This is a genomic window from Streptomyces sp. NPDC048269 (genome assembly GCF_040652395.1).
Lineage (GTDB): Bacteria > Actinomycetota > Actinomycetes > Streptomycetales > Streptomycetaceae > Streptomyces.
Genome location: NZ_JBEZLW010000016.1, coordinates 1 through 23546, shown reverse-complemented (window position 1 = coordinate 23546; position 23546 = coordinate 1). Strand labels below are relative to the sequence as shown.

Here is a 23546-nt window from a genome sequence, read left to right as displayed (position 1 = left end):
GGGGGGTGCGTCAGTGCACGTCGCCCATCAGCGCCTGGACCTTCTTGCGGTACGCGTAGACCGCGAAGCCGGCCAGGGCCGCGGCGGCGGCCTGGAAGCCGATCACCCACGTGCCGTTGAGGTCCACACCGCCGATGGACAGGAGGCTGGTGGTGCAGTCACCGGCGGTGACCGCGAGGAACCAGACACCCATCATCTGGGAGGCGTACTTCTGCGGCGCCATCTTCGTCGTGACCGAGAGGCCGACCGGGGAGACGCACAGCTCACCGATGGTCTGGATCATGTAGATCGAGACGAGCCACATCGGGGAGACCTTGGCGTCACCCGTCGCCATGCCCATCGGGACGATGAAGACGAAGAACGAGGCACCGATCAGGACCAGGCCCATCGCGAACTTCACGATGGTGTTCGGCTCCTGGTTCTTGCGCGCCAGCCACACCCACAGCCAGGCGAAGACCGGGGCCAGCGCCATCACGAAGAGCGGGTTCAGCGACTGGTACCAGGTGGCCGAGAAGTCGAAGCCGAAGAGGGTGCCGGCAGTCTTGTCGTCGGCGAACAGGGACAGCGTGGAGCCACCCTGGTCGTAGATCATCCAGAAGACGGCGGCGGCGACGAAGAACCAGATGTACGCGGTCATCTTCGACTGCTCGGCGCCCGACAGGTCCTTGTCGCGCTTGATGCGCGTCAGCACGGCGATCGGGATGAACAGGCCGGCCAGCGTCAGCGGGACCAGGGCCCAGTTCAGGGTGTAGGCGCCGAGGGCGACCACGGCACCGTAGAAGACGGCGATGCCCAGAACGGCGAAGACGACCTTGGTGAGGACGGCCTTGCGCTCCTCCGGCGTCAGCGGGTTCGGGACCTGGCTGCTCTTCGGGCTCAGGTGCTTGGTGCCGAGCAGGAACTGGGTCAGGCCCAGGCCCATGCCGACGGCGGCAAGGGCGAAGCCCAGGTGCCAGTTGTGCTCCTTGCCGACCGTTCCGACGACGAGCGGGGCGACGAAGGCACCGAGGTTGATGCCGATGTAGAAGAGCGTGAAGCCACCGTCACGGCGCGGGTCGTCCGGGCCGTCGTAGAGGTGGCCGACCATCGTGGAGATGTTGGCCTTCAGCAGACCGGAACCGGCCGCGACGAGGATCAGACCGACGAAGAACATCGCCTGGCCGGGAAGGGCCAGCGAGAGGTGACCGGCCATGATCACGAAGCCGGCGATGGCGACCGTCTTGCGGGCGCCCCAGATGCGGTCACCGAACCATCCGCCCGGCATGGCCATCAGGTAGACCATGGAGACGTACACGGAGTAGATGGCCGTGGTCGTGGCCGCGGTCATCGCCAGACCGCCGCCCTGGCTGCCCGTGGCCGCGTCGGCGCCGCCCGAGACCAGGTAGTACACGAGAAGTGCGCGCATGCCGTAGTAGGAGAAACGCTCCCACATCTCGGTCATGAACAGAGTGGCCAGGCCACGGGGGTGGCCGAAGAAGGTCTTCTCGGCGGACGGATCCGCCGGGTCCCTCGTCAGGCTGGAAGCCATGGTCGATCCTTGCTTGGTCGGGACGCGCTTCGCTTCGTGAGCTGTTCAGCGCCCGGTGGGGGGTGGCCGGCACCGGCAGCGGGTGACCCACCCCACGCCCAGGGGTCCCGCCTCCGACGGATCGGAAGCGAAAGGTCAGCCGTAACCGGGATCCACGCCCTGTCGCGCAGCTTCGTGGCGACAAGGCCCGGCCCACAGGTCATTCACTGTCATCTGGGCCGGACAAACCGACCAGAGCAGAATTTGAGGTCTTTGGCTCGCTTTTCGGCACAAAGATCCCCTGGGTAGTGCATCAGGCGTCTCGCCACCATACGACACGACACTGCGGCATATGGAAGGACTTGAGATATGCATCACAGGTAACCCGGGAACCGATCGACCATATTCGAAGGCACCCCCTCGCTCATAACCACAGATCAGGAGGGTCCCGCAGGCATGCCCCTCCTTGCAGCCGCCGCGGACTACCATCACCCACATGACGCGTGTACTGCTCGCCGAGGACGACGCATCCATCTCGGAACCCCTGGCCCGCGCCCTGCGCCGGGAGGGGTACGAGGTCGAGGTCCGTGAGGACGGCCCGACGGCCCTGGACGCAGGCCTGCAGGGCGGCGTCGACCTGGTCGTCCTGGACCTGGGCCTGCCGGGCATGGACGGCCTGGAAGTCGCCCGCCGGCTGCGCGCCGAGGGCCACGGCTTCCCCATCCTGGTCCTCACCGCCCGCGCGGACGAGGTCGACACGGTCGTCGGCCTCGACGCAGGCGCCGACGACTACGTGACCAAGCCCTTCCGCCTCGCCGAACTGCTGGCCCGGGTCCGGGCCCTGCTCCGGCGCGGCGCGAACGAGACCGCCCAGCCCCCCGCCACCCACGGCGTGCGCATCGACGTCGAGTCGCACCGCGCCTGGATGGGCGAGGAGGAGCTCCAGCTCACCGCCAAGGAGTTCGACCTGCTGCGGGTCCTGGTCCGCGACGCGGGCCGGGTCGTCACCCGCGACCAGCTCATGCGCGAGGTCTGGGACACCACGTGGTGGTCCTCCACCAAGACCCTCGACATGCACATCTCCTGGCTGCGCAAGAAGCTCGGCGACGACGCCGCCAACCCCCGCTACATCGCCACCGTCCGCGGCGTCGGCTTCCGCTTCGAGAAGAGCTGAGCGTTGACTGAGCCATGCGCCGCCGCCTGATCCAATCCACGCTCGCCGTGGTGCTCGTCGTGATCGCCGTCTTCGGGGTCTCCCTGGTCATCGTGGAGACCCGGACCATCACCAGCAGCGCCCAGGACCGCATCGAATCCGAGGCGCTGCGCCTGGTGGGCATCGTCGAGGCGAACGTCCTGGAGAAGCAGCCCGTCGACCCCCAGGCGCTCGCCGACCAGCTCGACATCGGCCACCACGCCAGGATCACCATCCCCGGCCGGCCGGCCGTGGAGGTCGCCGACCGCATCGACGGCGACGTCATCCGGGGCACCGCGCGCGGCGAGCAGGGCGAGATCGTGGTCGTCGAGGAGTCCCGCTCCACCGTGACCAAGGAGGTCGGGCGGACCCTGGCCGTGGTCGGCGCCGTGGCGCTGCTGGCCGTCGTGGCGGCCGTACTGCTCGCCGTACGGCAGGCGAACCGGCTCGCCTCCCCGCTCACCGACCTCGCCGAGACGGCGGAGCGGCTGGGCTCGGGCGACCCGCGGCCCCGGCACAAGCGGTACGGGGTCCCCGAGCTGGACCGGGTCGCGGACGTACTGGACTCCAGCGCCGAGCGGATCGGACGGATGCTGACCGCCGAACGGCGCCTCGCCGCGGACGCCTCCCACCAGCTGCGGACCCCGCTCACGGCGCTGTCGATGCGGCTGGAGGAGATCACGGTCACCGAGGACCTGGAGACCGTACGGGAGGAGGCGACCATCGCCCTCACCCAGGTGGAGCGGCTCACGGACGTCGTGGAGCGCCTCCTCACGAACTCGCGGGACCCGCGGACGGGCTCGGCGGTCCCCTTCGACCTCGACGAGGTCGTCAAACAGCAGGTGGAGGAGTGGCGCCCCGCCTACCGCAGCGCGGGCCGGGCCATCGTGCGCTCCGGCAAGCAGGGCGTACGGGCCGTCGGCACCCCGGGAGCCGTCTCGCAGGTCCTGGCGACCCTGGTGGAGAACGCGCTGATGCACGGCGGCGGCACCGTCGCGCTGCGCACCCGGGTGGTCGGCAACCAGGCGGTGCTGGAGGTCACGGACGAGGGACCGGGGGTCCCGCCCGACCTCGGCAACCGGATCTTCGAGCGGGCCATCAGCGGCCGCAACTCCACCGGGATCGGCCTGGCCGTCGCCCGGGACCTCGCGGAGGCGGACGGCGGACGCCTCGAACTGCTCCAGGCGCAGCCGCCCGTCTTCGCGCTCTTCCTCAGCCGCACGGCACCGCGGCGGACCGAGCCGGAGCAGGCCACGGTCCGGTAGGGGACCGGGCCGGGTGTGCGCGGCCGGGTCCTGGCGGGGCGAGCCGGGCGATCCGGGCGATCCGCGCGGGCCCGCGAAGGCCGCCCGGACAGGCCCTAGTTCGCGGGCGAGGGGATCGGATCGGGCACCGGATCCGGCAGCGGGTCGGGCATCGGCTCCGGCCTGGGCCCGGGCTTGGGCAGCGGCGCCGGATCGGGCATCGGCTCGGACTGCGCGACGCCCGGCGCGGCCACGGGCAGGGCCTTGAAGACCCAGGTCCGGTACGACCAGAAGCGGAAGACGGTGGCGGTGCCGATGCCGATGAACTTGAAGACGTTGGTGGCGACCGGGCCGTCCCAGCCGAGGCCGTACGTGGCCGCGTACAGCACGCCGTTCTCGATGACCAGGCCGATCGCGCTGAAGGCGGCGAACAGGGTCAGCTCGCGGGTGCGGCCGCCCTGGGCCCGGTCCCGGTAGGCGAAGTAGCGGAAGCCGAGGTAGTTCGTGGCGATGGCGACGGCGGTGGCCATCACGCTCGCGCGCACCACCTGGAGGTCGGTCGTGTTGCGGATCAGGTTGAAGACACCCAGGTTGACCAGCACGCCCAGACCGCCGACCGCCCCGAACTTGGCGACCTCCCGAACGAGACCGCGTACGCGTTCGAGAACAGATCCGTTCCCCGGCGTGCTCATGTGAATGGCAGTCCCTGTCGGTTACCGCCCCGCCTCGGGGCGTCCGGTCTTCTCCGTCAACCCCCACATGTTAAGTGTCCCCCCTGTGGCCCGTCTGTGCCTTCGGACACCGTGCGACGCACGGCACACCGGCACCACCCGGACGGCACACCGACGGGTCCGAGCCAGGGTCACGTCCGGATGGCGGAATACCGCCGGATACCCTGGAGGAGTGACGTTCCCGGTAGTCGGCATGGTCGGCGGCGGACAGCTCGCCCGCATGACCCACGAGGCGGGCATCCCCCTCGGCATCAAATTCAAGATCCTCAGTGACACCCCACAGGACTCGGCGGCCCAGGTCGTGAGCGACGTCGTCATCGGCGACTATCGCGACCTGGAGACGCTGCGCGCCTTCGCGCGCGGCTGCGACGTGATCACCTTCGATCACGAGCACGTACCCACCGAGCACCTCAGGGCCCTGGAAGCGGACGGCATCCCCGTCCGCCCGGGGCCCCACGCGTTGGTGCACGCCCAGGACAAGGGGGTGATGCGCGCCAAGCTCGACGAGATCGGCGCGCCCAGCCCCCGCCACCGGATCGTGCGCGATCCGGCGGACGTGGCGGCCTTCGCGGACGAGGTGGGAGGCTTCCCGGTCATCCTCAAGACGGTGCGCGGCGGATACGACGGCAAGGGCGTGTGGTTCGTCCGCACCCCGGACGACGCGGAGGCGCCCTTCAGAGCGGGCGTCCCCGTCCTGGCGGAGGAGAAGGTCGAGTACGTCCGCGAGCTCGCGGCCAACATCGTCCGCTCCCCGCACGGCCAGGCGGTGGCCTACCCCGTCGTGGAGTCCGTCCAGGTGGACGGCGTCTGCGACACGGTGATCGCCCCCGCACCGAACCTCTCGGAGGAGCTGGCCGGCGAGGCCCAGGCGCTCGCCCTGCGCATCGCGAAGGAGCTCGACGTGACCGGCCACCTGGCCGTGGAGCTGTTCGAGACCGTCGACGGCCGCATCCTGGTCAACGAACTGGCCATGCGCCCGCACAACAGCGGCCACTGGACCCAGGACGGGGCCATCACCTCCCAGTTCGCCAACCACGTACGGGCGATCCTGGACCTTCCGCTGGGCGACCCGCGCCCGCGTGCCCGCTGGACGGTCATGGCGAACGTGCTGGGCGGGGACTACCCCGACATGTACGCGGCGTACCTGCACTGCATGGCCCGCGACCCGCAGGTGAAGATCCACATGTACGGCAAGGACGTGAAGCACGGCCGCAAGGTCGGCCACGTCAACACCTACGGCGACGACCTGGACGATGTGCTGAAGCGCGCACGCCACGCTGCCGACTACCTCAGAGGGACGGTCACGGAATGAGCACCCCCACAGCTGGTCCCGTCATCGGCATCGTCATGGGCTCGGACTCCGACTGGCCGGTCATGGAGGCCGCCGCCCAGGCCCTGGACGAGTTCGAGATCCCGTACGAGGTCGACGTCGTCTCCGCCCACCGGATGCCGCGCGAGATGATCGCGTACGGGGAGCAGGCCGCCGGCCGCGGCCTCAAGGCGATCATCGCGGGGGCCGGCGGCGCCGCCCACCTGCCCGGCATGCTCGCCTCCGTCACCCCGCTGCCGGTCATCGGCGTCCCGGTGCCGCTGAAGTACCTCGACGGCATGGACTCGCTGATGTCGATCGTCCAGATGCCCGCCGGGGTTCCCGTCGCCACCGTCTCGGTCGCCGGGGCGCGCAACGCAGGCCTGCTGGCCGTACGGATGCTGGCCGCGCACGACACCGAGCTGCTGGCCCGGATGCGCGACTTCCAGCAGGAGCTGAACGACCAGGCCACCGAGAAGGGCAAGCGGCTGCGCACGAAGGTCGCCGGCACGGAGTCCTTCGGGTTCGGCAAGTGAGCGCGGCGCAGCGCCTGGACGAGGCGCGAGCACTCCTGGCCGAGCACCCCGTCGCGGACGGCCACAACGACCTTCCCTGGGCGCTGCGCAAGCAGGTGCGCTACGACCTGGACCAGCGGGACATCGCCGCAGACCAGTCGGCGTACCTTCACACCGACATCCCCCGGCTGCGGGCCGGCGGCGTCGGCGCACAGTTCTGGTCGGTGTACGTGAGTACCGAGCTGACCGGCGACGAGGCGGTCAGCGCCACGCTGGAACAGGTCGACGCCGTGGACCAGCTGATCGACCGTTACCCGGACGACCTGGTGCGCGCGCTGACGGCGGACGACATGGAGGCGGCCCGCGCCGACGGCCGGATCGCCTCGCTGATGGGCGCCGAGGGCGGCCACTCCATCAACAACTCGCTCGCCACCCTGCGCGCCCTGCACCAGCTGGGCGTGCGGTACATGACGCTCACGCACAACGACACCATCGACTGGGCGGATTCGGCGACGGACGAGCCCCGGCACGGCGGCCTCACCGATTTCGGCCGTGAGGTCGTCCGCGAGATGAACCGCGTCGGCATGCTGGTCGACCTCTCGCACGTCGCCGCGACGACGATGCGCGACGCGCTGGCCGTCTCGGCCGCGCCGGTGGTCTTCTCGCACTCCTCGGCCCGCGCGGTGTGCGACCACCCGCGCAACGTCCCGGACGACGTGCTGGCGCTGCTGCCGTCCAACGGCGGGGTGGCGATGGCCACCTTCGTACCGAAGTTCATCCTCCCGGCGGCGGTCGAGTGGACGCTGGCCGCGGACGCGAACCTGCGGGCGCACGGCTTCCACCACCTGGACACCACGCCCGAGGCGATGGCCCTGCACCGGGCCTTCGAGGCGGAGCGCCCGCGCCCGGTGGCCACGGCCGCCACGGTCGCCGATCACCTGGACCACATGCGCGAGGTGGCCGGCATCGACCACATCGGCATCGGCGGGGACTACGACGGCACGGCCTTCACCCCGTCCGGGCTGGACGACGTGGCGGGCTACCCGAACCTGATCGCGGAACTGCTGACGCGCGGCTGGTCCAAGGCCGACCTGGCCAAGCTGACCTGGTCCAACGCGGTACGGGCGCTGCGCGACGCGGAGGCGGTGGCGCGGGACCTCTCGGCGTCCCGCGGTCCTTCGAACGCGGTGATCTAGCAGGCCGGGCGACCGGGGCAACGGGTGTGACCTTCGGGTTACACCCGTTTGCCACATCTGCCGGGCGGCCAGGCCGTCCCGCATGTCACGGTGGCACCATCTCTCCCTGCTGCCGCCGAGACCGGAGCGAACGCCATGGCCGACCTGCAGGATGAACCCCACTCCGTGGGCATCGGAGCAGAAGACCTGCCCGCAGCATCCACGGTGGCGGCCGGCGCCCTCGAACGGGCCGCCGCGCTGCTGTCCGTGCATCCCGTCGCGGACGGGTGCAACACGCTCGTCTGGACGCTGCGCCAGAGCCCGTACCACGACATCGACAAACCAGGGGACAGCGGTGTCGACACCGACCTCCCCCGACTGCGCGCGGGCGGAGTCGGCGCGCAGTTCTGGTCCCTGCTGAGCCCGCACGAGACCGGCGCCCCGACCGACCAGGTGGTCTCCGACACCCTGGAACAGATCGACGTGGCACTGGCCCTGATCCGCCGCTACCCGGACAGCCTCTGCCTGGCGCTGACCGCCGACGACATGGCCGACGCCCGCAACCGCGGCCGGATCGCCTCGTTCCTCGGCCCGGTGCCCGGCCGGACACTGACCGACTCGCTGGGCGCGCTGCACGCCTTCCACGCGCTGGGCGTACGGATCTTCGCGCCCGCGGGAGCGGCCTGGGCCCAGCATGACCTGACGGCCTTCGGCCACGAGGTGGTCCTGGAGGCCAACCGGCTGGGCATCGTGCTGGACCTGACCGGCTGCCAACCGACGGTGGCCCGCCAGCTCGCGGCTGCCTCCAAGGCCCCGGTGATCATCTCGAGCACCGCGGCCGCGGCCCTGAACCCGTATCCCGGCAACGTCACGGACGAGGTCCTGCTCGCGCTGCGGGAGGCGGACGGCCTGGCGATGGTCACCTTCGACGCCATGCGGACCGGGGACTCCCTGCACGCGGTCGCGGACCACGTCGACCATGTCCGCGCGGTCGCGGGTCCGCACTGCGTCGGCCTGGGCGCCGCCTTCGGCACCGAACAGGGCACCGCCCGCCCGGCCGGTCTCACGGACCCCTCGGGCTACCCCCGCCTGATCGCGGAACTCCTGGACCGAGGCTGGCCGGAATCCGACCTCGAACTCCTGACCTGGGGCAACGCCCAACGAGTCCTCCGCGACGCGGAATTCATCTCCCGCGCGGCCCAGCACCGCCGCGGCACTTCTTAGGCCGCCCCTCGCACGGCTCGGCCCGGGCGGGCCTCCCCGGCCCCGCACCGCCGCGCCGGCCTCCGTCCGCCGGGGGCCGGGCCGGGCACGTGCAGCCCGGCCCGGGAGCCGGCATCTGCAGCAGCCCGGCCCCGGGAGCCGTCATCTGCGGGCTCGCCCGGGTTGCCCGTCACAGCGGCAGCCGGGGAGAAGGGGTGGGGGAGCCCCCGTGCGGCGGCCCGGCGGCCACCCTGCCGCGCCGTGCGGGTCCGCCTGCCGCGCCACGCGCGGGTCCCGCCAGGCGCTACGCGCGGGGCCGGCCCATGGCCCGGTACGTCCACCCCGCCGCACGCCAGAGCTGGGGATCGAGCGCGTTGCGACCGTCCAGGATCAGCCGGTCGGTGACGACGCGGCCCAGCTCCGCCGGGTCCAGGTCGCGGAACTCCCGCCACTCGGTCAGGTGGAGGACCACCTCCGCCCCCCGGGCCGCCTCCTGCGCGGAGTCCGCGTAGCCCAGCGTGGGGAAGACGCGCCGGGCGTTGTCCATGCCCTTGGGGTCGTAGACCGTGACCTGGCCGCCCTGGAGGTGGATCTGCCCTGCCACGTTCAGCGCGGGCGAGTCGCGTACGTCGTCCGAGTCCGGCTTGAAGGTGGCGCCCAGCACCGCGACCCGCTTGCCGAGGAAGGATCCGCCCACCGCCTCCCGGGCCAGCTCCACCATGTGCCCGCGGCGCCGCATGTTGATCGAGTCGACCTCCCGCAGGAAGGTCAGCGCCTGGTCGGCGCCCAGCTCACCGGCCCGCGCCATGAACGCCCGGATGTCCTTCGGCAGACACCCGCCGCCGAAGCCGATCCCGGCCCGCAGGAACTTCGCGCCGATCCGCTCGTCGTAGCCGATGGCCTCCGCCAGCTTCACCACGTCACCGCCCGCGGCCTCGCACACCTCCGCCATGGCGTTGATGAACGAGATCTTGGTGGCCAGGAACGAATTGGCGGCGGTCTTCACCAGCTCGGCGGTCGGGAAGTCGGTGACCACCAGCGGGGTCCCCTCCGACATCGGGGTCTCGTACACCTCCCGCAGCAGCTTCTCCGCGCGCTCGCCCTGTACGCCGATCACGATCCGGTCGGGGTGCAGGGTGTCCTGCACCGCGAAGCCCTCCCGCAGGAATTCCGGGTTCCAGGCCAGCTCCACGTCCGCGCCCGCCGGGGCCAGCTCCACGAGCTTCGCCGCCAGCCGCTCCGCCGACCCCACCGGCACCGTCGACTTGCCGACCACCAGCACCGGCCGCGTCAGGTGCGGGGCCAGCGACGCCATCGCCGAGTCGACGTACGACATGTCACAGGCGTACTCGCCGTGCTTCTGCGGAGTGTTCACGCACACGAAGTGCACGTCGCCGAACTCCCCGACCTCCTCCCAGGAGGTCGTGAACCGCAGCCGCCCCGTCGAGCCCGGCAGCCCGGCCACGTGCGAGGCGAGCAGCTCCTCCAGTCCGGGCTCGTACATCGGCACCCGGCCCGCCGCCAGCATCTCGATCTTCTCGGGCACGACGTCCAGCCCCAGCACCTCGAAGCCCAGCTCCGCCATCGCCGCGGCGTGGGTCGCGCCGAGGTAGCCGGTGCCGATCACAGTGATCCTGAGGGGGGCCATGGGTGCTCCAGAGGTGCGGGGCCGTTTGCGGCCACTGAGCATAGTCGGGCCCACCAGGGGGGACGTTCCCCAGGAGGAGCCCGCTGTCACGCAACTCACGTAGGCCGTCCATATCGCCATCCGTGACCGGACCACTAAGCTTGGGTTACTTAACGGTAGTTAGCACACGCATCACCCTGGGGAGTGAGAGATCTTGGCGGGTTCTGCCGACTTCGACCTGTACCGCCCGGCCGAGGAGCACGACATGCTCCGCGAGTCGGTCCGTTCGCTCGCCGAGGCGAAGATCCTCCCGTTCGCCGCCGCGGTCGACGAGGAGTCCCGCTTCCCGCAGGAGGCCCTGGACGCCCTGGTCGCCAGCGACCTGCACGCCGTCCACGTGCCCGAGACCTACGGCGGCGCGGGCGCCGACGCCCTTGCCACGGTGATCGTGATCGAGGAGGTGGCCCGCGTCTGCGCCTCCTCCTCCCTGATCCCGGCCGTCAACAAGCTCGGCTCGCTCCCGGTGATCCTCTCCGGCTCCGAGGAGCTCAAGGCCAAGTACCTCGGCCCCCTCGCCAAGGGCGACGCGATGTTCTCGTACGCGCTCTCCGAGCCGGACGCGGGCTCCGACGCCGCCGGCATGAAGACCCGCGCCGTGCGCGACGGGGACTTCTGGGTGCTCAACGGCGTCAAGCGCTGGATCACCAACGCGGGCGTCTCCGAGTACTACACGGTCATGGCCGTCACCGACCCGGAGAAGCGCTCCAAGGGCATCTCCGCGTTCGTCGTCGAGAAGTCGGACGAAGGCGTCTCCTTCGGTGCGCCCGAGAAGAAGCTCGGCATCAAGGGCTCCCCGACGCGCGAGGTCTACCTCGACAACGTCCGCATCCCCGCCGACCGCATGATCGGCGCCGAGGGCAGCGGCTTCGCCACCGCGATGAAGACCCTCGACCACACCCGCATCACGATCGCCGCCCAGGCGCTCGGCATCGCGCAGGGCGCCCTGGACTACGCCAAGGGCTACGTCCAGGAACGCAAGCAGTTCGGCAAGCCGATCGGCGACTTCCAGGGCGTGCAGTTCATGCTCGCGGACATGGCCATGAAGATCGAGGCCGCCCGCCAGCTGACGTACGCGGCCGCCGCCAAGTCCGAGCGCGTCGACGCCGACCTCACCTTCTTCGGCGCCGCGGCCAAGTGCTTCGCCTCCGACGTGGCCATGGAGGTCACCACGGACGCCGTCCAGCTCCTCGGCGGCTACGGCTACACCCGCGACTACCCGGTCGAGCGCATGATGCGCGACGCCAAGATCACGCAGATTTACGAAGGCACGAACCAGGTCCAGCGGATCGTCATGGCCCGCAACCTGCCGTAGAGCCTTCGCAGCAGGTCAGGCGCCAGCCCCCCGACGCACTGTCGGGGGGCTGTTGCGCGGGGCCGGCGCTACGGCGAGCACCGCCGCGTCATTGGGGGACACACCGAGCGCTTCGGCCGTACGGGTGGGCCACGGTGCCGGAGGTGGGCGAACACATCCGCCCGAGGCCCTTGGGTGGCACTCGGATGGGCTAAATTTGGACCTTCGTACGCCGGAATCGGTTGGGGAGAACGCAATGACGGAAGCGATCCTGCTGGTCGGCGGACAAGGGACGCGGTTGCGTCCCGTGACGGTGAACACGCCGAAGCCGATGGTCCCCACAGCAGGCGTCCCGTTCCTCGCCCACCAGATAGCTCGGGCCGCTGCGGCCGGAGTCACGCACATCGTGATGGCCACCTGCTATCTCGCCGAGGTCTTCGAGCCCTACTTCGGCGACGGATCCGAGTTCGGCGTCCACCTGGAGTACGTCGTCGAGGAGGAGCCGCTCGGCACCGGCGGTGCCATCCGCAACGCCGCGCAGCTGCTCACGGGCGGCCCGGACTCCGCCGTCCTCGTCTTCAACGGCGACATCCTCACCGGACTGGACATCGCCGGCCTCGTGGCATCCCACAAAACGGCCGACGCCGACGTCTCCCTGCATCTGGTGCAGGTCGACGACCCGCGCGCCTTCGGTCTGGTCCCCACCGACTCCGAGGGGCGGGTGCTGGCCTTCACCGAGAAGCCGCAGACCCCCGAGGAGATCATCACCGACCAGATCAACGCCGGGTGCTACGTCTTCCGCCGCAGCGTGATCGACTCCATCCCGGCCGGGCGCCCGGTCTCCGTCGAGCGCGAGACCTTCCCCGGTCTGCTCGCCTCCGGCGCCACGCTGCACGGCGTCACCGAGAACACGTACTGGATGGACCTCGGCAAGCCGGAGTTCATCGTCCAGGCCTCCGCCGACCTGGTCCGCGGTGTGGTGTCCTCCCCGGCCGTCCCCGGACGGCGCGGCGAGTTCCTCGTGCTGGACGGCGCCCAGGTGGCCGCCGGGGCCAAGCTGTCGGGGGGCACCGTCGTGGGCGCCGGCGCCCGGATCGAAGCGGGAGCGGTCGTCAAGGGCTCCATCGTGCTGGAGGACGCGGTCATCGGCGCCGACGCGCAGGTGAGTGCCGCCCTGATCGGGGCCCGCGCCTCGGTGGGCGCGCGGACCGTGCTGGACGGCGCCGTCATCGGTGACGACGCCGTCGTGGGGGCCGACAACGAGCTCCGCGCGGGCGCCCGGGTGTGGTGCGGGGCGCAGCTGCCCGCCGCCGCGATCCGCTTCTCCCCGGACGCCTGATCCCGGACGCCTGATCCCCGGCGGCCGGGGATCAGGCGGATCACGCAGGTCACGCAGGCCAGGCGCGGGTGACGCAGCCGGCGCGCCAACCGCCCGGACCGCCCCGGTCAGTTCCCGCGGACGGTGACCTTCTCGTCGTTCTGGATCTGCTTCACCAGCTGCTGCACCTTCGCCTTGTCCCAGACCAGGTTGCCGCCCCGCTGGCCGGAGATCGGCATGTTCATCGAGACGCCGTCACCGCCGTTGACGCCCTTCATCGCGAAGAACATCTGGCCCATGTCGTACAGACCCATGTCCTTGTCCACGATCAAGGTGTCCAGGCCCGCGCCCAGCACCGGGTACAGCTCGAACGGGTTGAGGACCGTGGACGGGGTCGCCGCCTGGCCGGCGAGCGCCGACAGGAACTTCTGCTGGTTCTTCGTCCGTTGCAGGTCCGACTCGGCGAAGGCGTACCGGGTCCGTACGAAGGCCAGCGACTGCTCGCCGTTCAGCGTCTGCTTGCCGGCCTTGAAGTCGGCGCCCGACTTCTCGTCCTTGAAGCCCTCCTCGATGTCCAGCTCCACACCGCCGAGCGCGTCCACGATGTTCGCGAAGCCGGCGAAGCCGATCTCCGCGTAGTGGTCGATGCGCAGGCCCGTGTTGTGCTCGACCGTCCGCACGAGCAGCTCGGGGCCGTCCTCGGCGTACGCCGCGTTCAGCTTCACCCGCCGCCCCTGGGCGGGGAACTTCTTGCCCGACTGGGAGCCCACGAAGGAGGGGATCTCCACGTCCGAGTCACGCGGCAGCGAGATCATCGTGTTCCCGCTGGAGCACTTCGCCAGGATCATCATCGAGTCGGTCCGCTTGCCCTCGGCCGAGCCCGTGTGGAGCTTCTTCTTCTCCTCGTCGGACATGCCCTCGCGGCTGTCGGAGCCCACGATCAGGTACGTCGTGCAGTCGCCCTCCTTCGGGCGCTCGATGACCTTGGAGAGGTCCACCTCCCGGCGCACCTTGGAGTCGGCCCAGAAGTAGGTGGCGACCGAGGTCACCAGCAGCGCGGAGACCAGCACGATCGAGCCGACCTTGATCCGCTTGCGCCAGTCCGGGGCGGGCCCGGGCGCCCGCCCGGGGCGGCCGGGGCCCGACGGCGGCTGCGCGGGCCCGCCGGGCCCCGCGGGCGACCCGTAGACCTGGCCGGTGTTGTAGCCGCTGTCGTAGCCGTACGCGTCGGGGCCCTGCGTCTGCTGCGGAGGCACACCCGGGGCGGGCGGCGGCGTTCCGGGCCGCCGGGCGGGCGGCGGGACCGCCGGGCGCGTGGGCTGCTGCCGCTGGACGTGCCGCATCCGCTGCGCGCCCTCGGGCTGCGCCTGCGCGCTGCCGCGCCCGTACCCGTCGTCACGGCGGCCACGTTCGTCGCGGTCGCCGCTCCACCCTTCTGGCCAGTCATTCATGCGCCCAAGGATGCCTGCCCGGGCGCGTCGTCCGACAGCCCGGGGGGCGATCCGTACCGGGGCTGTTGCAGAGCTGATGCCTCTGGTACGCATCTAAGGTGTCCGTATGACAGAGATACCGGGCGAAATCCCGGGGAAGCCGACCGCGGCCTCCCGTACGACCCTCAGCCACATCATGACCGCCAACGACACCAACCTCCTCGGCACGGTGCACGGCGGTGTGATCATGAAGCTGGTGGACGACGCGGCGGGCGCCGTCGCCGGCCGCCACTCCGGCGGCCCGGCGGTCACCGCGTCGATGGACGAGATGGCCTTCCTCGCCCCCGTACGGGTCGGCGACCTCGTGCACGTGAAGGCCCAGTGCAACTGGACCGGCCGCTCCTCCATGGAGATCGGCGTACGGGTCCTCGCGGAGCGGTGGAACGAGTCCACCCCCGCCACCCAGGTCGGCAGCGCCTACCTCGTCTTCGCGGCCGTGGACGCCGAGGGCAAGCCCCGCCGGGTCCCGCCGGTCCTCCCGGAGACGGAGCAGGACGAGCGGCGCTACCAGGAGGCCCAGATCCGGCGCACCCACCGGCTCGCCCGCCGCAAGGCGATCATGGCCCTGCGCGAGGAGCGGGCGGCCCAGGGCTTCGACGAGTGACGACCGCCGTGGCGCCGCGGGCCGGCCGCGTGACGGCCGCCTCCCGGCGCCGCGGGCCAGGCGGAAATGACGACGGGGTCTAGCTGCCGCACACCACGTCGTCGCCCGTGACCACCCCGGCGGTGCCGGCCTGGTACGGGTCCTCCGCACGCACCGGCACCACCTTGCGGTAGTCCGCGCCCGCGATCACCAGCACCGTCCGGCCCTGGCCCGCCACCGCCCGCAGCGCGCTGCCCGGCAGCGCGGTCGCCACCGACCGGGCGGAGCGGTCCCAGCGCGGGTCGTAGGTGACCACCGTGCGCCTCACGTCGCGGCTGGCGCCGTTGCCCGGCGCCCCGGTGGTGTCGAAGCCGGTGGCGCGCAGCGCCGCGTCGACCCGGCCGCCCAGCCCGTCGATCCGGGTCCCGTTCTCCACCTGGACCCGGATCTGCTGCGGGGGCACGTCCACCGGGACCGCCGCCGGCCGGCCCCCCGGCTTCCCGGGCCGGGCCGGGGCGAGCGGCCGGTCCTGCCGCACCGCCTCGAAGAGCTTCGCGGCCTCCGGCTCGTCCCACTTCACGGTGGATCCCAAGCCCTTGACGGGGTACGAGGGGTCGCCGACGGGCACGGAGGCGAACTCCGAGGAGGACGGCGTGAAGTCCCGCATGGCCTGCCCGAGCGCGAGCATCTGCTCCGAGCCGAAGCCCCTGTCGGCCCGGACCGAGCCGAGCAGCGTGGAGCTGACCTGCTTGAACTTCACCGGGTTGAGCAGCACTCCGCCGCCGGTCGCCTGCTGGATCAGGGCGGCGACGAACCGCTGCTGGCGCTGCATCCTGCCGAGGTCGGAGGCCCCGTCGATGTGGCGCGAGCGTACGTACTGCAGGGCCTGCCCGCCGGCCAGCCGGTGGGTGCCGGGCAGCAGGTCGAGGCCCGTGTTCGCGTCGCGCATGGTCTTGGCGGTGCAGACCTCCACCCCGCCGATCGCGTCGACGGTCTTCATGAAGCTGGTGAAGTCGACCTCCAGGTAGTGGTCGATCTTCACCCGGGTCATGTTCTCGACGGTCCGCACGGTCAGGTTGGGCCCGCCCTCCGCGTAGGCGGCGTTCAGCTTCATGGGGTGCCCCTTGTGCGGCTTGCCGCTGACCAGGTCCTGGTGCTCGGGGATCTCGGCGTAGCTGTCGCGGGGCAGGCTGATCACGCTCGCCCGCTCCCGGTCCGCCGACAGGTGCACGAGCATGATCGTGTCGGTGCAGTGGCAGGGCGCCCCGCCGAGGCGGTACTCGCGTTTCTCCTCGGGGCTGATCTTGTCCCGGCCGTCGGTGCCCACCAGCAGGAAGTTCAGGCCGTGCCCGGCCCGGGGGCGGTTCTTCATGTCCTTGAACGGGTCCACCCGCTCGATCCCCGTGTCCAGCCCGGTCATCACGGCGTGTCCGATGGCCCCGGAGCCCAGCACCACCACCGACAGCCCGGCCGCGATCCGCACCCCCCACCGGGGTCTGTCGCCCCGGCGCCGGGCCGGACCGCCCGTACCGCCGCGCCGTACGCGCTGCGGCTGGGGCGGCCTGGCGGGACGGGTGGGGCGGTGCGGCTGGGGCACGGTTGGACACCTCCGCGGGGATCAGCAGTACGGGCCGGTCGACGGTCGGGCCAGATCGGTCTGATTAGTCAGAACAGTAGGCCCATACGATCAGCCTCTGTCCGTACCGCTCACTCGGCGCGCACCCGGTTCCCTCGTACGCGGTAACGTGACACCGATACCCGACCTTGAAGGACCACATGCCCGCCCAGCAGCCCGCAGTCTCGGTGATCATGCCGGTGCTCAACGAGGAGCACTACCTCCGCGACTCCGTCCGCCACATCCTGGAACAGGAGTACGCGGGCGAGATGGAGGTGGTGATCGCACTCGGGCCGTCCACGGACCGCACCGACGAGATCGCCGCTGAGCTCGTCGCCGAGGATCCCCGAGTCCACACCGTCCCGAACCCCACCGGCCGGACCCCGGCGGCGCTCAACGCCGCCATCAAGGCCTCGCGTCACCCGATCGTGGTACGCGTCGACGGCCACGGCATGCTCTCTCCGAGCTACATCGCCACCGCCGTGCGCCTCCTGGAGGAGACCGGTGCGCAGAACGTCGGCGGCATCATGCACGCCGAGGGCCAGAACGCCTGGGAAGACGCCGTCGCCGCCGCGATGACCTCCAAGATCGGCGTCGGTAACGCCCCGTTCCACACCGGAGGCCAGGCGGGACCGGCCGAGACCGTCTACCTCGGTGTCTTCCGCCGCGAGGCGCTGGAGCGGCAGGGCGGCTACAACGAGGAGTTCATCCGCGCCCAGGACTGGGAGCTGAACTTCCGGATCCGCGAGGCCGGCGGCCTGATCTGGTTCTCCCCGGAGCTGAAGGTCCAGTACCGTCCGCGGCGCTCCGTGCGGGCCCTGGCCAAGCAGTACAAGGACTACGGCCGGTGGCGGCACGTGGTGGCCCGCTACCACGCGGGCTCCATCAACGTGCGCTACCTGGCCCCGCCGACCCTGGTCTGCGCGATCGCGGCGGGCGTGGTCGTGGGCGTGGCCGTCACCCCGCTGGGCTTCGCCGTCCCGGCCGGCTACCTCGCGGCGATCGCCGTGGGCTCCGTACCGGCGGGCAAGAGCCTATCCCTCAAGGCGCGGGCGCAGATCCCGCTCGCCCTCGCCACCATGCACCTGTGCTGGGGCTACGGCTTCCTGACGAGCCCGCGCTCGCTCGCGAACAAGCTGATCGCGAGCCGCCGTCCGGCCGTGCACCAGGACGCCCCGCAGGTCCAGAGGTAGACGAGACGTACGAAGGGGCCCGGCGCGGCGGCTGCGTAGATCACAGCCGTCGCGCCGGGCCCCTTTCGTGTGCGCGCCTACCAGGTGAACCCGGGCTGGACCGGCATGCACGCCTTGTCGTTGTCGCCGTTGAGCGCGTGGGCGGAGTCCGGGGCCTTGGTCGGGGCGGGCGGCGGCAGGGTCGGCGCGTCGCCGGTCCGCCAGTCCTTGCCGACGAACACGGTGATCCCCGACACCTCGTCGGTCTTCTGCACCGAGGAGGCCGGCAGGCCGAGCGCGGTGGCCACGGCGGCGGCGTCGGCCGCCTGGCCGTCGGTGGCGAAGCGGACCACCGTGGTGTCCTCGGCCCCGGTCTGGGTGTCGGCGTTGGCCCTGGTGAAGCCCTTGCCGGTCAGCAGCGTGGCGACTTCGTTCGCCCTGCCCTTGGCCTTGGCCTGGGCGCCGTCCTTGCCGCCGGTGGCGTTGCGGACGCTGACCGCGATCTTCGCCGGCGGTGCGGCCGGCGCGGCCGGGGCGGTGGTCGGCGCCTGGGCCGGGGGAGCCGGGGCGGTGGCGGCGGCCGACGGGGAGGCGGCGGCCGTGGGGGCGCCCGAGCCCGTGCCCTTGCCGTCGAGCGCGATGTCCTCGCGGACCATCCGGAACACGTCCTCGGCCTCGCCCGCCATCGGCTCGACCCGGCCGTCCAACCCGGGCTTCGTGCTGTAGACCCACGGCATGGTCGTCATGGTGATGCGCCCCGGCGGGACCTTCTTGAGCTCCATGCTGAGGTCGTACAGCTTGTCGATCTTGTTCAGGCCGGGGTCCACGACCATGGCCTCGATCGCCGCCTGCGCCAGGCTGTTGAGCTTGACCGGGTTGGTGAGCTTGGCGTTCTTGCGGAACTCACGGGCCATCGAGTTCATGTACTGGTGCTGGGCGTGGGTGCGGCCGATGTCGGTGCCGTCCTCGAAGCCGTAGCGGGTGCGCAGCCACTGCAGGGCCGTCTCGCCCTGGATGACGCTCGTGCCCGCCGGCAGCTTCAGGCCGGAGCCCTTGCCGTCGCGGGTGCGGGAGAGGACGTTCTGCTCGACGCAGACCGGGACGCCGCCGATGGCGTCCGCCATCGAGACCACGCCCTTGAAGTCGATCATCATGAAGTGGTCGATGGGTATCTTCGTCAGCTCGGTCCAGGCGGCGACCGTGCAGCCCGGTCCGCCGCGCTGGAGCGACTCGTTCGTCTGGACGAGCCCCTTGCTGGCGGGGTGCACCTTGCCGTTCGGCTCGGTGCACTTGGGCATCATCAGCATCGTGTCGCGGGGCATCGACACCACGGACATGTTGCTGCGGTCCGCGGACAGGTGCAGCAGCATCTGCACGTCCGCCAGCGGCGGTCCGTCGAAGGTGTCCGTCGCACCACCGAGGGCCTGGTTCGCCGCGTCGTTGCGCGCGTCGGAGCCGATGAGAAGGATGTTCAGCGGGGTCTGCCCGAAGGCGTTGGGCTTGGAGCCGCCCAGCTTGGTCTCGCCGAGGTTCAGCGGATCCGTCTTGATGCTGCCGTTCAGATGGCGGTAGTAGAGGTAACCGGCCGCCGCCGTCCCGAGTATGAGCAGGGACAGTACGGAGGCCACCCAGCGCAGCACGCGCCGGCGGCCCCGCCTGCTCCCGGGGCCGCCCGCCGCCCGGCGGGCGGCCCGGGAGCCGTCCCGCGGCCGCGGCACCGAGCCCGCGGCGCCCGTACCGCCGCCGGACATGTCCCCTGACGTGTCGTCGGCGGCGCGGGCGGTCGCCCCCTCCCCCCGCACGCTGCTGTGCCTCACGCGTACTCCCCCTAAAGATCCTGATGACCCGGCGTTGTGCCGGTATTACCTGCTACGGCCCGTTACTTGGCGCAGATCGCCTTGTCGGCCTGGGCCTGCTGGACGTCCTTGGGCAACTCCTGCGGAACGGGCGGCGCCAGCGGCGCGCCCGGCTCCTTGAAGTCCGGGCCCAGCGTCAGCTTCATGGGCGTCTTCGCCCCGGCATCGGCCGTCCCCATCTTCATCGCGGAGGCCGAAAGCCCCATCATCTCCGCCAGCGCCCGGGCCTGGTCCGCCTGGTTGGGCGCGAACTCCAGCTGCGTGGCTGCGACCTTCGCGGGGGCGTTGCCGTGGTTGCTGGCCTTGGGCACGCCCTTGGTGATCTGCAGCCACTTCAAGGTGGTGGAGGCGGAGCCCTGGGGGCCACCGCCGTTGTACACGTCCACCCGTACGTCCGCGGCGGGCGCCTTGTTGCCCTGGAGCAGCGCGTCCTGCTTGGCCTTCGCGTCCGCGTCGGCCGACTCCTTCGCGGCCTGCTCCCTCTTCTCGACCTCCGTGAGCGAGACGTCCCCCCGGATCATCTGCAGCAGCGGATCGGCCAGCGCCTGGTTGACGACGACGGTGGCCTTGCGGTTCGGCGGCTCGTCCGGGTTGTCGAGTACCGGCACGGTCGTGAAGGTGATGTTCTTGAGGTCGATGTCCTTCAACTCGCCCGCGAGGTCGGTGAGTTTGTCGATGGAGCCCAGGCCCTGGTCCACGGTCAGCGACTTGGTGGCCGCCTCCGCGAGCGAGAAGAACTTCTTCGGACTCGTCAGAGTTTCCTTCGACTTCATCTCGCGCATCATCGAGCCGAGGAACTGCTGCTGGGTCTTGATCCGGTCCAGGTCGCTCTCGTTGCCGAAGGCGTGGCGGGTCCGTACGAACGCCAGCGCCTGCTCGCCCGACAGCCGGTGCTCGCCCTCCGACAGCTTGAGCTTGGAGTCCTCGTCGTCGACGGCCTTCTCCAGGCAGACGGGCACCCCGCCCACCGCGGTGCTCAGGGTCTTCACCGCGTTGAAGTCGACCATCATGAAGTTGTCGACCTCGATCCCGGTGAGGTCCTTGACGGTGCGCATCGTGCAGCCCGCGTCGCGGCCCTCCTGCCCGAGGCTGTTGTTGAAGCGGGTGGCCCGCGTGCCCTTGATCTCCTTCGTCGTGCCGTCCGGCTGCTTGGTCGGGCAGGACGGGATGTTGGTGATCAGGTCGCGCGGGATGGACAGCGCGGTGGCGTTGGAGCGGTCCTTGGCGACGTGGAAGAGGATCGTGGTGTCGGCGTGGCCGACGCTGTCCTTGTCCCCGTAGCCCTCGTTGCCCGCACCGCTGCGCTTGTCGGTGCCGATGACCAGGATGTTGATGGCCTGGTCCTTCTTGAAGCCGCCGGTGCCCGCGCCCGCGATGTCGGTGACGCTGAGGTTGCCGTTCAGGTGGTCGTAGTAGAGGTACGCGCCCACCGAGCCCGCGACCAGCAGGAACGCCAGCGTCCCGCCGGTGATGAGCAGCGCCTTCTTGCGCCGCCCGCCGCCTCCGCCCTTGCGGGAACGGCCACCGCGCCGGCCGCCGGGCGGCGGCCCGTCGGCGCGCCGCGGCTTCGGTACGGAAGGGGAAGGAGAAGGGGAAGGGGCGGTGGGCGCCGATGGCGCTCTGCGCGGGGCGCCGACAGTGGGCCGCTGCTGCGCAGCGGAGTCGGCCAGTCGCAGTTCGTAGTGGCCTGTGCGGGGATTGAGCACCCACTGGTCTGCGGGGTCGATCTCGTCGGCCCGCCCACGGCTTTGCGCATCCACGGTTGCTCGAATCCTCCGTCGGTGCCTCGCGACGCGCCTCCCCCAAGGCGCACGGTCAACGATCCGGCTGCTGGTGCCCGGCCTCTGGTCCGGCCGGGGCACCGGATCGCTCACCTTATCCGTCAGGTTCGGCTGCAAACCATGCTGGTGACAAATTCCACTCCCCTTATAACGGGGCGAACCGCCCATCCCGCTCGGTTCGGTCACCGGCTTTTGGGATTGCTTTACCGGCAGTCGGCGATGCCCGCCGTGGTCCCGGTAAAGGTGGGGACGGGTGCGGGGGGCGTGGTGGTTCCCCCGGGCGTCTCTCCCGGTCCGGACGGCTCCGCTGCGCGGGGCCGGGCCTCGGCAGGCCCCGTAACGCTCGGCGTGGCCTCGGCCGGCCCCGTAAAGCTCGGCGTGGCCTTGGCCGGATCCGTAACGCTCGGCGTGGCCTCGGCCGGCTCGATCGCGCTCTCGGGCTTCGGCGGGGCGACCGTCACCGGCTTGTCCGTCCGCAACTGCTCGAAGAGCCGGGCCGCGTCCGGCTCCGCCAGCTCGTCCCGGTTCGGGTTCGCGGAGTACGGCCGGCGCGGCACGGTCAGGAACTTGACCTGGTCGGTCGGTATGTCCCGTACGCCCCGTACGAGTTCGTACAGGCCGCGCAGCGATGCCAGCCCCGGGTCGGTGGTCACCGAGGAGGTCGCCGCGTCCAGCAGCGGATACAGCCGGGCCGGGTTCAGCAGCACCCCGTTGCTCTGCACCTTCTTGACGAGCGAGCCGAGGAACTGCTGCTGGCGCTCCATCCGCTCCGTGTCGCTGCCGTTGCCCAGGCTGTAACGGGCGCGTACGAAGCCGAGCGCCTGCTCACCCTGGAGGGTCTGCCGCCCGGCGGGCAGCCTCAGCTTCGCCTCGGAGTCGTCGACCGGCTGCTTGAGGCAGACCTCCACCCCGCCGATGGCATCGACCATCTGCTTGAACCCGCCGAAGTCGATCACCATGTGATGGTCGATGCGGATGCCGGTGAGCTTCTCGGTCGTACGGATCGTGCAGGCGGCCCCGCCCCACTGGAAGGCCCAGTTGAACTGCGCGAACTGTTCGGGGGTGCGGCGCCCGTCCGTCATCAGGCAGGCGGGGACGTCCGCCATGAGGTCCCGCGGTATCGACACCGCCGTCGCGCTCCGCCGGTCCGCCGGCAGGTGCAGCAGGATCGTGGTGTCCGAGCGCTGCCCGCTCTGGTCCGGCCCGTACCGGGCGTTGTCCTTGCCGGAGCGCGAGTCCGAGCCGATCAGCAGGATGTTCTGGGCACCGTCCGCGAAGTGCGCCGGGCGGTCGCGCTCGTAGCGCAGCAGCTCGGCCGCCGCCGAGGTGTCCTCGGTGATGTTCCCGTCGAGCTTCTTGTAGAGCCACCAGCCGGAGGCCGAGCCCGTCAGGACCGTGCAGGCCGCCCCGAGTCCGATCCAGCGCAGGAGTCGGCGCCGACGGCTGCGCGGAGGCTTCGGGGCGCCTCCGGCCGGGTCGGTCCCGCCGGGTATGCCTGCGCTGTCCGTCACTGGCGTCCGTCCCCTCGCCGATGCGACCGCGGCCGTACGGGTGAGCACGGCCACTGCCGATCCTGCCCCCGGGCTGCGGGAGCGGCCCGGGGGCAGGGCTGTGTCTAGAGCCATGCGGGTGACAAATCGCCCGTTCCCGTGCTTGACCAGTCTGGGTGACGGCTGCGCGCCCGGCGAGGGGACGGCCCGGGTGACCAGGTCATGCCCGGCCAGGGCGCGGAGCAGTGCGCCGCGTCCTCAGGTCGTGTCGTCAAAGTCCCGTCTGGCTGGAGGGGCCTGGCACGCACGCTCGCCGCGTTGTCGTCGGTCACCGACGTCCCCCAGCTACCGCTGGGAGGTGCCCCCACCGCGTCGATTCCCTCCTCC

General features: G+C 71.1%; 18 protein-coding genes. 10 read left to right on the top strand and 8 right to left on the bottom strand.

What is annotated here, in order from left to right; all coding sequences use genetic code 11:
- Positions 1–10: 10 nt before the first annotated feature.
- The gene (locus tag AB0D48_RS19445; protein ID WP_362397922.1) at positions 11–1528 is read right to left on the bottom strand and encodes an oligopeptide:H+ symporter; all 1518 of its coding nucleotides are present in this window, start codon (positions 1526–1528) and stop codon (positions 11–13) included.
- A 475-nt stretch (positions 1529–2003) separates the two neighbouring features.
- Between AB0D48_RS19445 and AB0D48_RS19440 the strand changes: the two genes are divergently transcribed.
- Together AB0D48_RS19440 and AB0D48_RS19435 are read left to right on the top strand one after the other, a co-directional pair.
- Entirely contained in the window at positions 2004–2681 is a 678-nt protein-coding gene (locus tag AB0D48_RS19440; RefSeq protein ID WP_215139424.1) for a response regulator transcription factor, read from the top strand.
- 14 nt (positions 2682–2695) lie between these two features.
- Complete coding sequence (locus AB0D48_RS19435; protein ID WP_362397918.1) at positions 2696–3964, top strand: ATP-binding protein; 1269 nt, start codon at positions 2696–2698, stop codon at positions 3962–3964.
- 95 nt (positions 3965–4059) lie between these two features.
- Here the strand turns inward: AB0D48_RS19435 and AB0D48_RS19430 are convergent, their stop codons facing one another.
- Positions 4060–4635, bottom strand: a complete 576-nt coding sequence (locus tag AB0D48_RS19430; RefSeq protein WP_362397915.1) for a GtrA family protein — start codon at positions 4633–4635, stop codon at positions 4060–4062.
- A 211-nt stretch (positions 4636–4846) separates the two neighbouring features.
- Between AB0D48_RS19430 and AB0D48_RS19425 the strand changes: the two genes are divergently transcribed.
- The 4 genes from AB0D48_RS19425 to AB0D48_RS19410 all read left to right on the top strand — a co-directional run bounded on the left by AB0D48_RS19425 (position 4847) and on the right by AB0D48_RS19410 (position 8897).
- The gene (locus tag AB0D48_RS19425; protein WP_362397912.1) at positions 4847–5986 is read left to right on the top strand and encodes a 5-(carboxyamino)imidazole ribonucleotide synthase; all 1140 of its coding nucleotides are present in this window, start codon (positions 4847–4849) and stop codon (positions 5984–5986) included.
- Complete coding sequence (purE, locus tag AB0D48_RS19420) at positions 5983–6519, top strand: 5-(carboxyamino)imidazole ribonucleotide mutase (protein ID WP_362397909.1); 537 nt, start codon at positions 5983–5985, stop codon at positions 6517–6519. The genes AB0D48_RS19425 and purE overlap by 4 nt, the downstream gene beginning before the upstream one ends.
- Positions 6516–7694 carry a dipeptidase gene (locus AB0D48_RS19415; RefSeq protein ID WP_362397906.1) on the top strand — a complete coding sequence of 393 codons (1179 nt, stop codon included), beginning with the start codon at positions 6516–6518 and terminating at the stop codon, positions 7692–7694. The genes purE and AB0D48_RS19415 overlap by 4 nt, the downstream gene beginning before the upstream one ends.
- A 135-nt stretch (positions 7695–7829) precedes the next feature.
- Positions 7830–8897: a membrane dipeptidase gene (locus AB0D48_RS19410; protein ID WP_362397904.1), complete on the top strand. Its 1068-nt coding sequence runs from the start codon at positions 7830–7832 to the stop codon at positions 8895–8897.
- 283 nt (positions 8898–9180) lie between these two features.
- On the opposite strand, the gene AB0D48_RS19405 is transcribed toward AB0D48_RS19410, so the two are convergent.
- Complete coding sequence (locus AB0D48_RS19405) at positions 9181–10524, bottom strand: UDP-glucose/GDP-mannose dehydrogenase family protein (protein WP_362397901.1); 1344 nt, start codon at positions 10522–10524, stop codon at positions 9181–9183.
- Between the two features lie 193 nt (positions 10525–10717).
- Between AB0D48_RS19405 and AB0D48_RS19400 the strand changes: the two genes are divergently transcribed.
- A complete protein-coding gene (locus AB0D48_RS19400; RefSeq protein WP_362397898.1) occupies positions 10718–11875 on the top strand; it encodes an acyl-CoA dehydrogenase family protein in 1158 nt (385 codons plus the stop codon).
- 235 nt (positions 11876–12110) lie between these two features.
- Positions 12111–13193 (top strand): NDP-sugar synthase, encoded by a 1083-nt coding sequence (locus AB0D48_RS19395; protein ID WP_362397895.1) that lies wholly within the window; start codon positions 12111–12113, stop codon positions 13191–13193.
- Positions 13194–13300: 107 nt separating this feature from the next.
- On the opposite strand, the gene AB0D48_RS19390 is transcribed toward AB0D48_RS19395, so the two are convergent.
- The gene (locus AB0D48_RS19390) at positions 13301–14623 is read right to left on the bottom strand and encodes an LCP family protein (RefSeq protein WP_362397892.1); all 1323 of its coding nucleotides are present in this window, start codon (positions 14621–14623) and stop codon (positions 13301–13303) included.
- A gap of 106 nt (positions 14624–14729) precedes the next feature.
- Between AB0D48_RS19390 and AB0D48_RS19385 the strand changes: the two genes are divergently transcribed.
- The gene (locus AB0D48_RS19385) at positions 14730–15266 is read left to right on the top strand and encodes an acyl-CoA thioesterase (protein ID WP_362397889.1); all 537 of its coding nucleotides are present in this window, start codon (positions 14730–14732) and stop codon (positions 15264–15266) included.
- Positions 15267–15345: 79 nt separating this feature from the next.
- Here the strand turns inward: AB0D48_RS19385 and AB0D48_RS19380 are convergent, their stop codons facing one another.
- Positions 15346–16728: an LCP family protein gene (locus AB0D48_RS19380; RefSeq protein WP_362398197.1), complete on the bottom strand. Its 1383-nt coding sequence runs from the start codon at positions 16726–16728 to the stop codon at positions 15346–15348.
- A 293-nt stretch (positions 16729–17021) separates the two neighbouring features.
- Between AB0D48_RS19380 and AB0D48_RS19375 the strand changes: the two genes are divergently transcribed.
- Entirely contained in the window at positions 17022–18053 is a 1032-nt protein-coding gene (locus AB0D48_RS19375; protein WP_362397886.1) for a glycosyltransferase family 2 protein, read from the top strand.
- A gap of 77 nt (positions 18054–18130) precedes the next feature.
- Here the strand turns inward: AB0D48_RS19375 and AB0D48_RS19370 are convergent, their stop codons facing one another.
- From AB0D48_RS19370 to AB0D48_RS19360, 3 genes are all read right to left on the bottom strand, one after another.
- Positions 18131–19783: an LCP family protein gene (locus tag AB0D48_RS19370; protein ID WP_362398193.1), complete on the bottom strand. Its 1653-nt coding sequence runs from the start codon at positions 19781–19783 to the stop codon at positions 18131–18133.
- Between the two features lie 128 nt (positions 19784–19911).
- On the bottom strand, positions 19912–21648 hold the full coding sequence (locus tag AB0D48_RS19365; RefSeq protein WP_362397883.1) for an LCP family protein: 1737 nt from the start codon (positions 21646–21648) through the stop codon (positions 19912–19914).
- A gap of 224 nt (positions 21649–21872) precedes the next feature.
- On the bottom strand, positions 21873–23180 hold the full coding sequence (locus AB0D48_RS19360; RefSeq protein ID WP_362397880.1) for an LCP family protein: 1308 nt from the start codon (positions 23178–23180) through the stop codon (positions 21873–21875).
- Between the last annotated feature and the right edge of the window lie 366 nt (positions 23181–23546).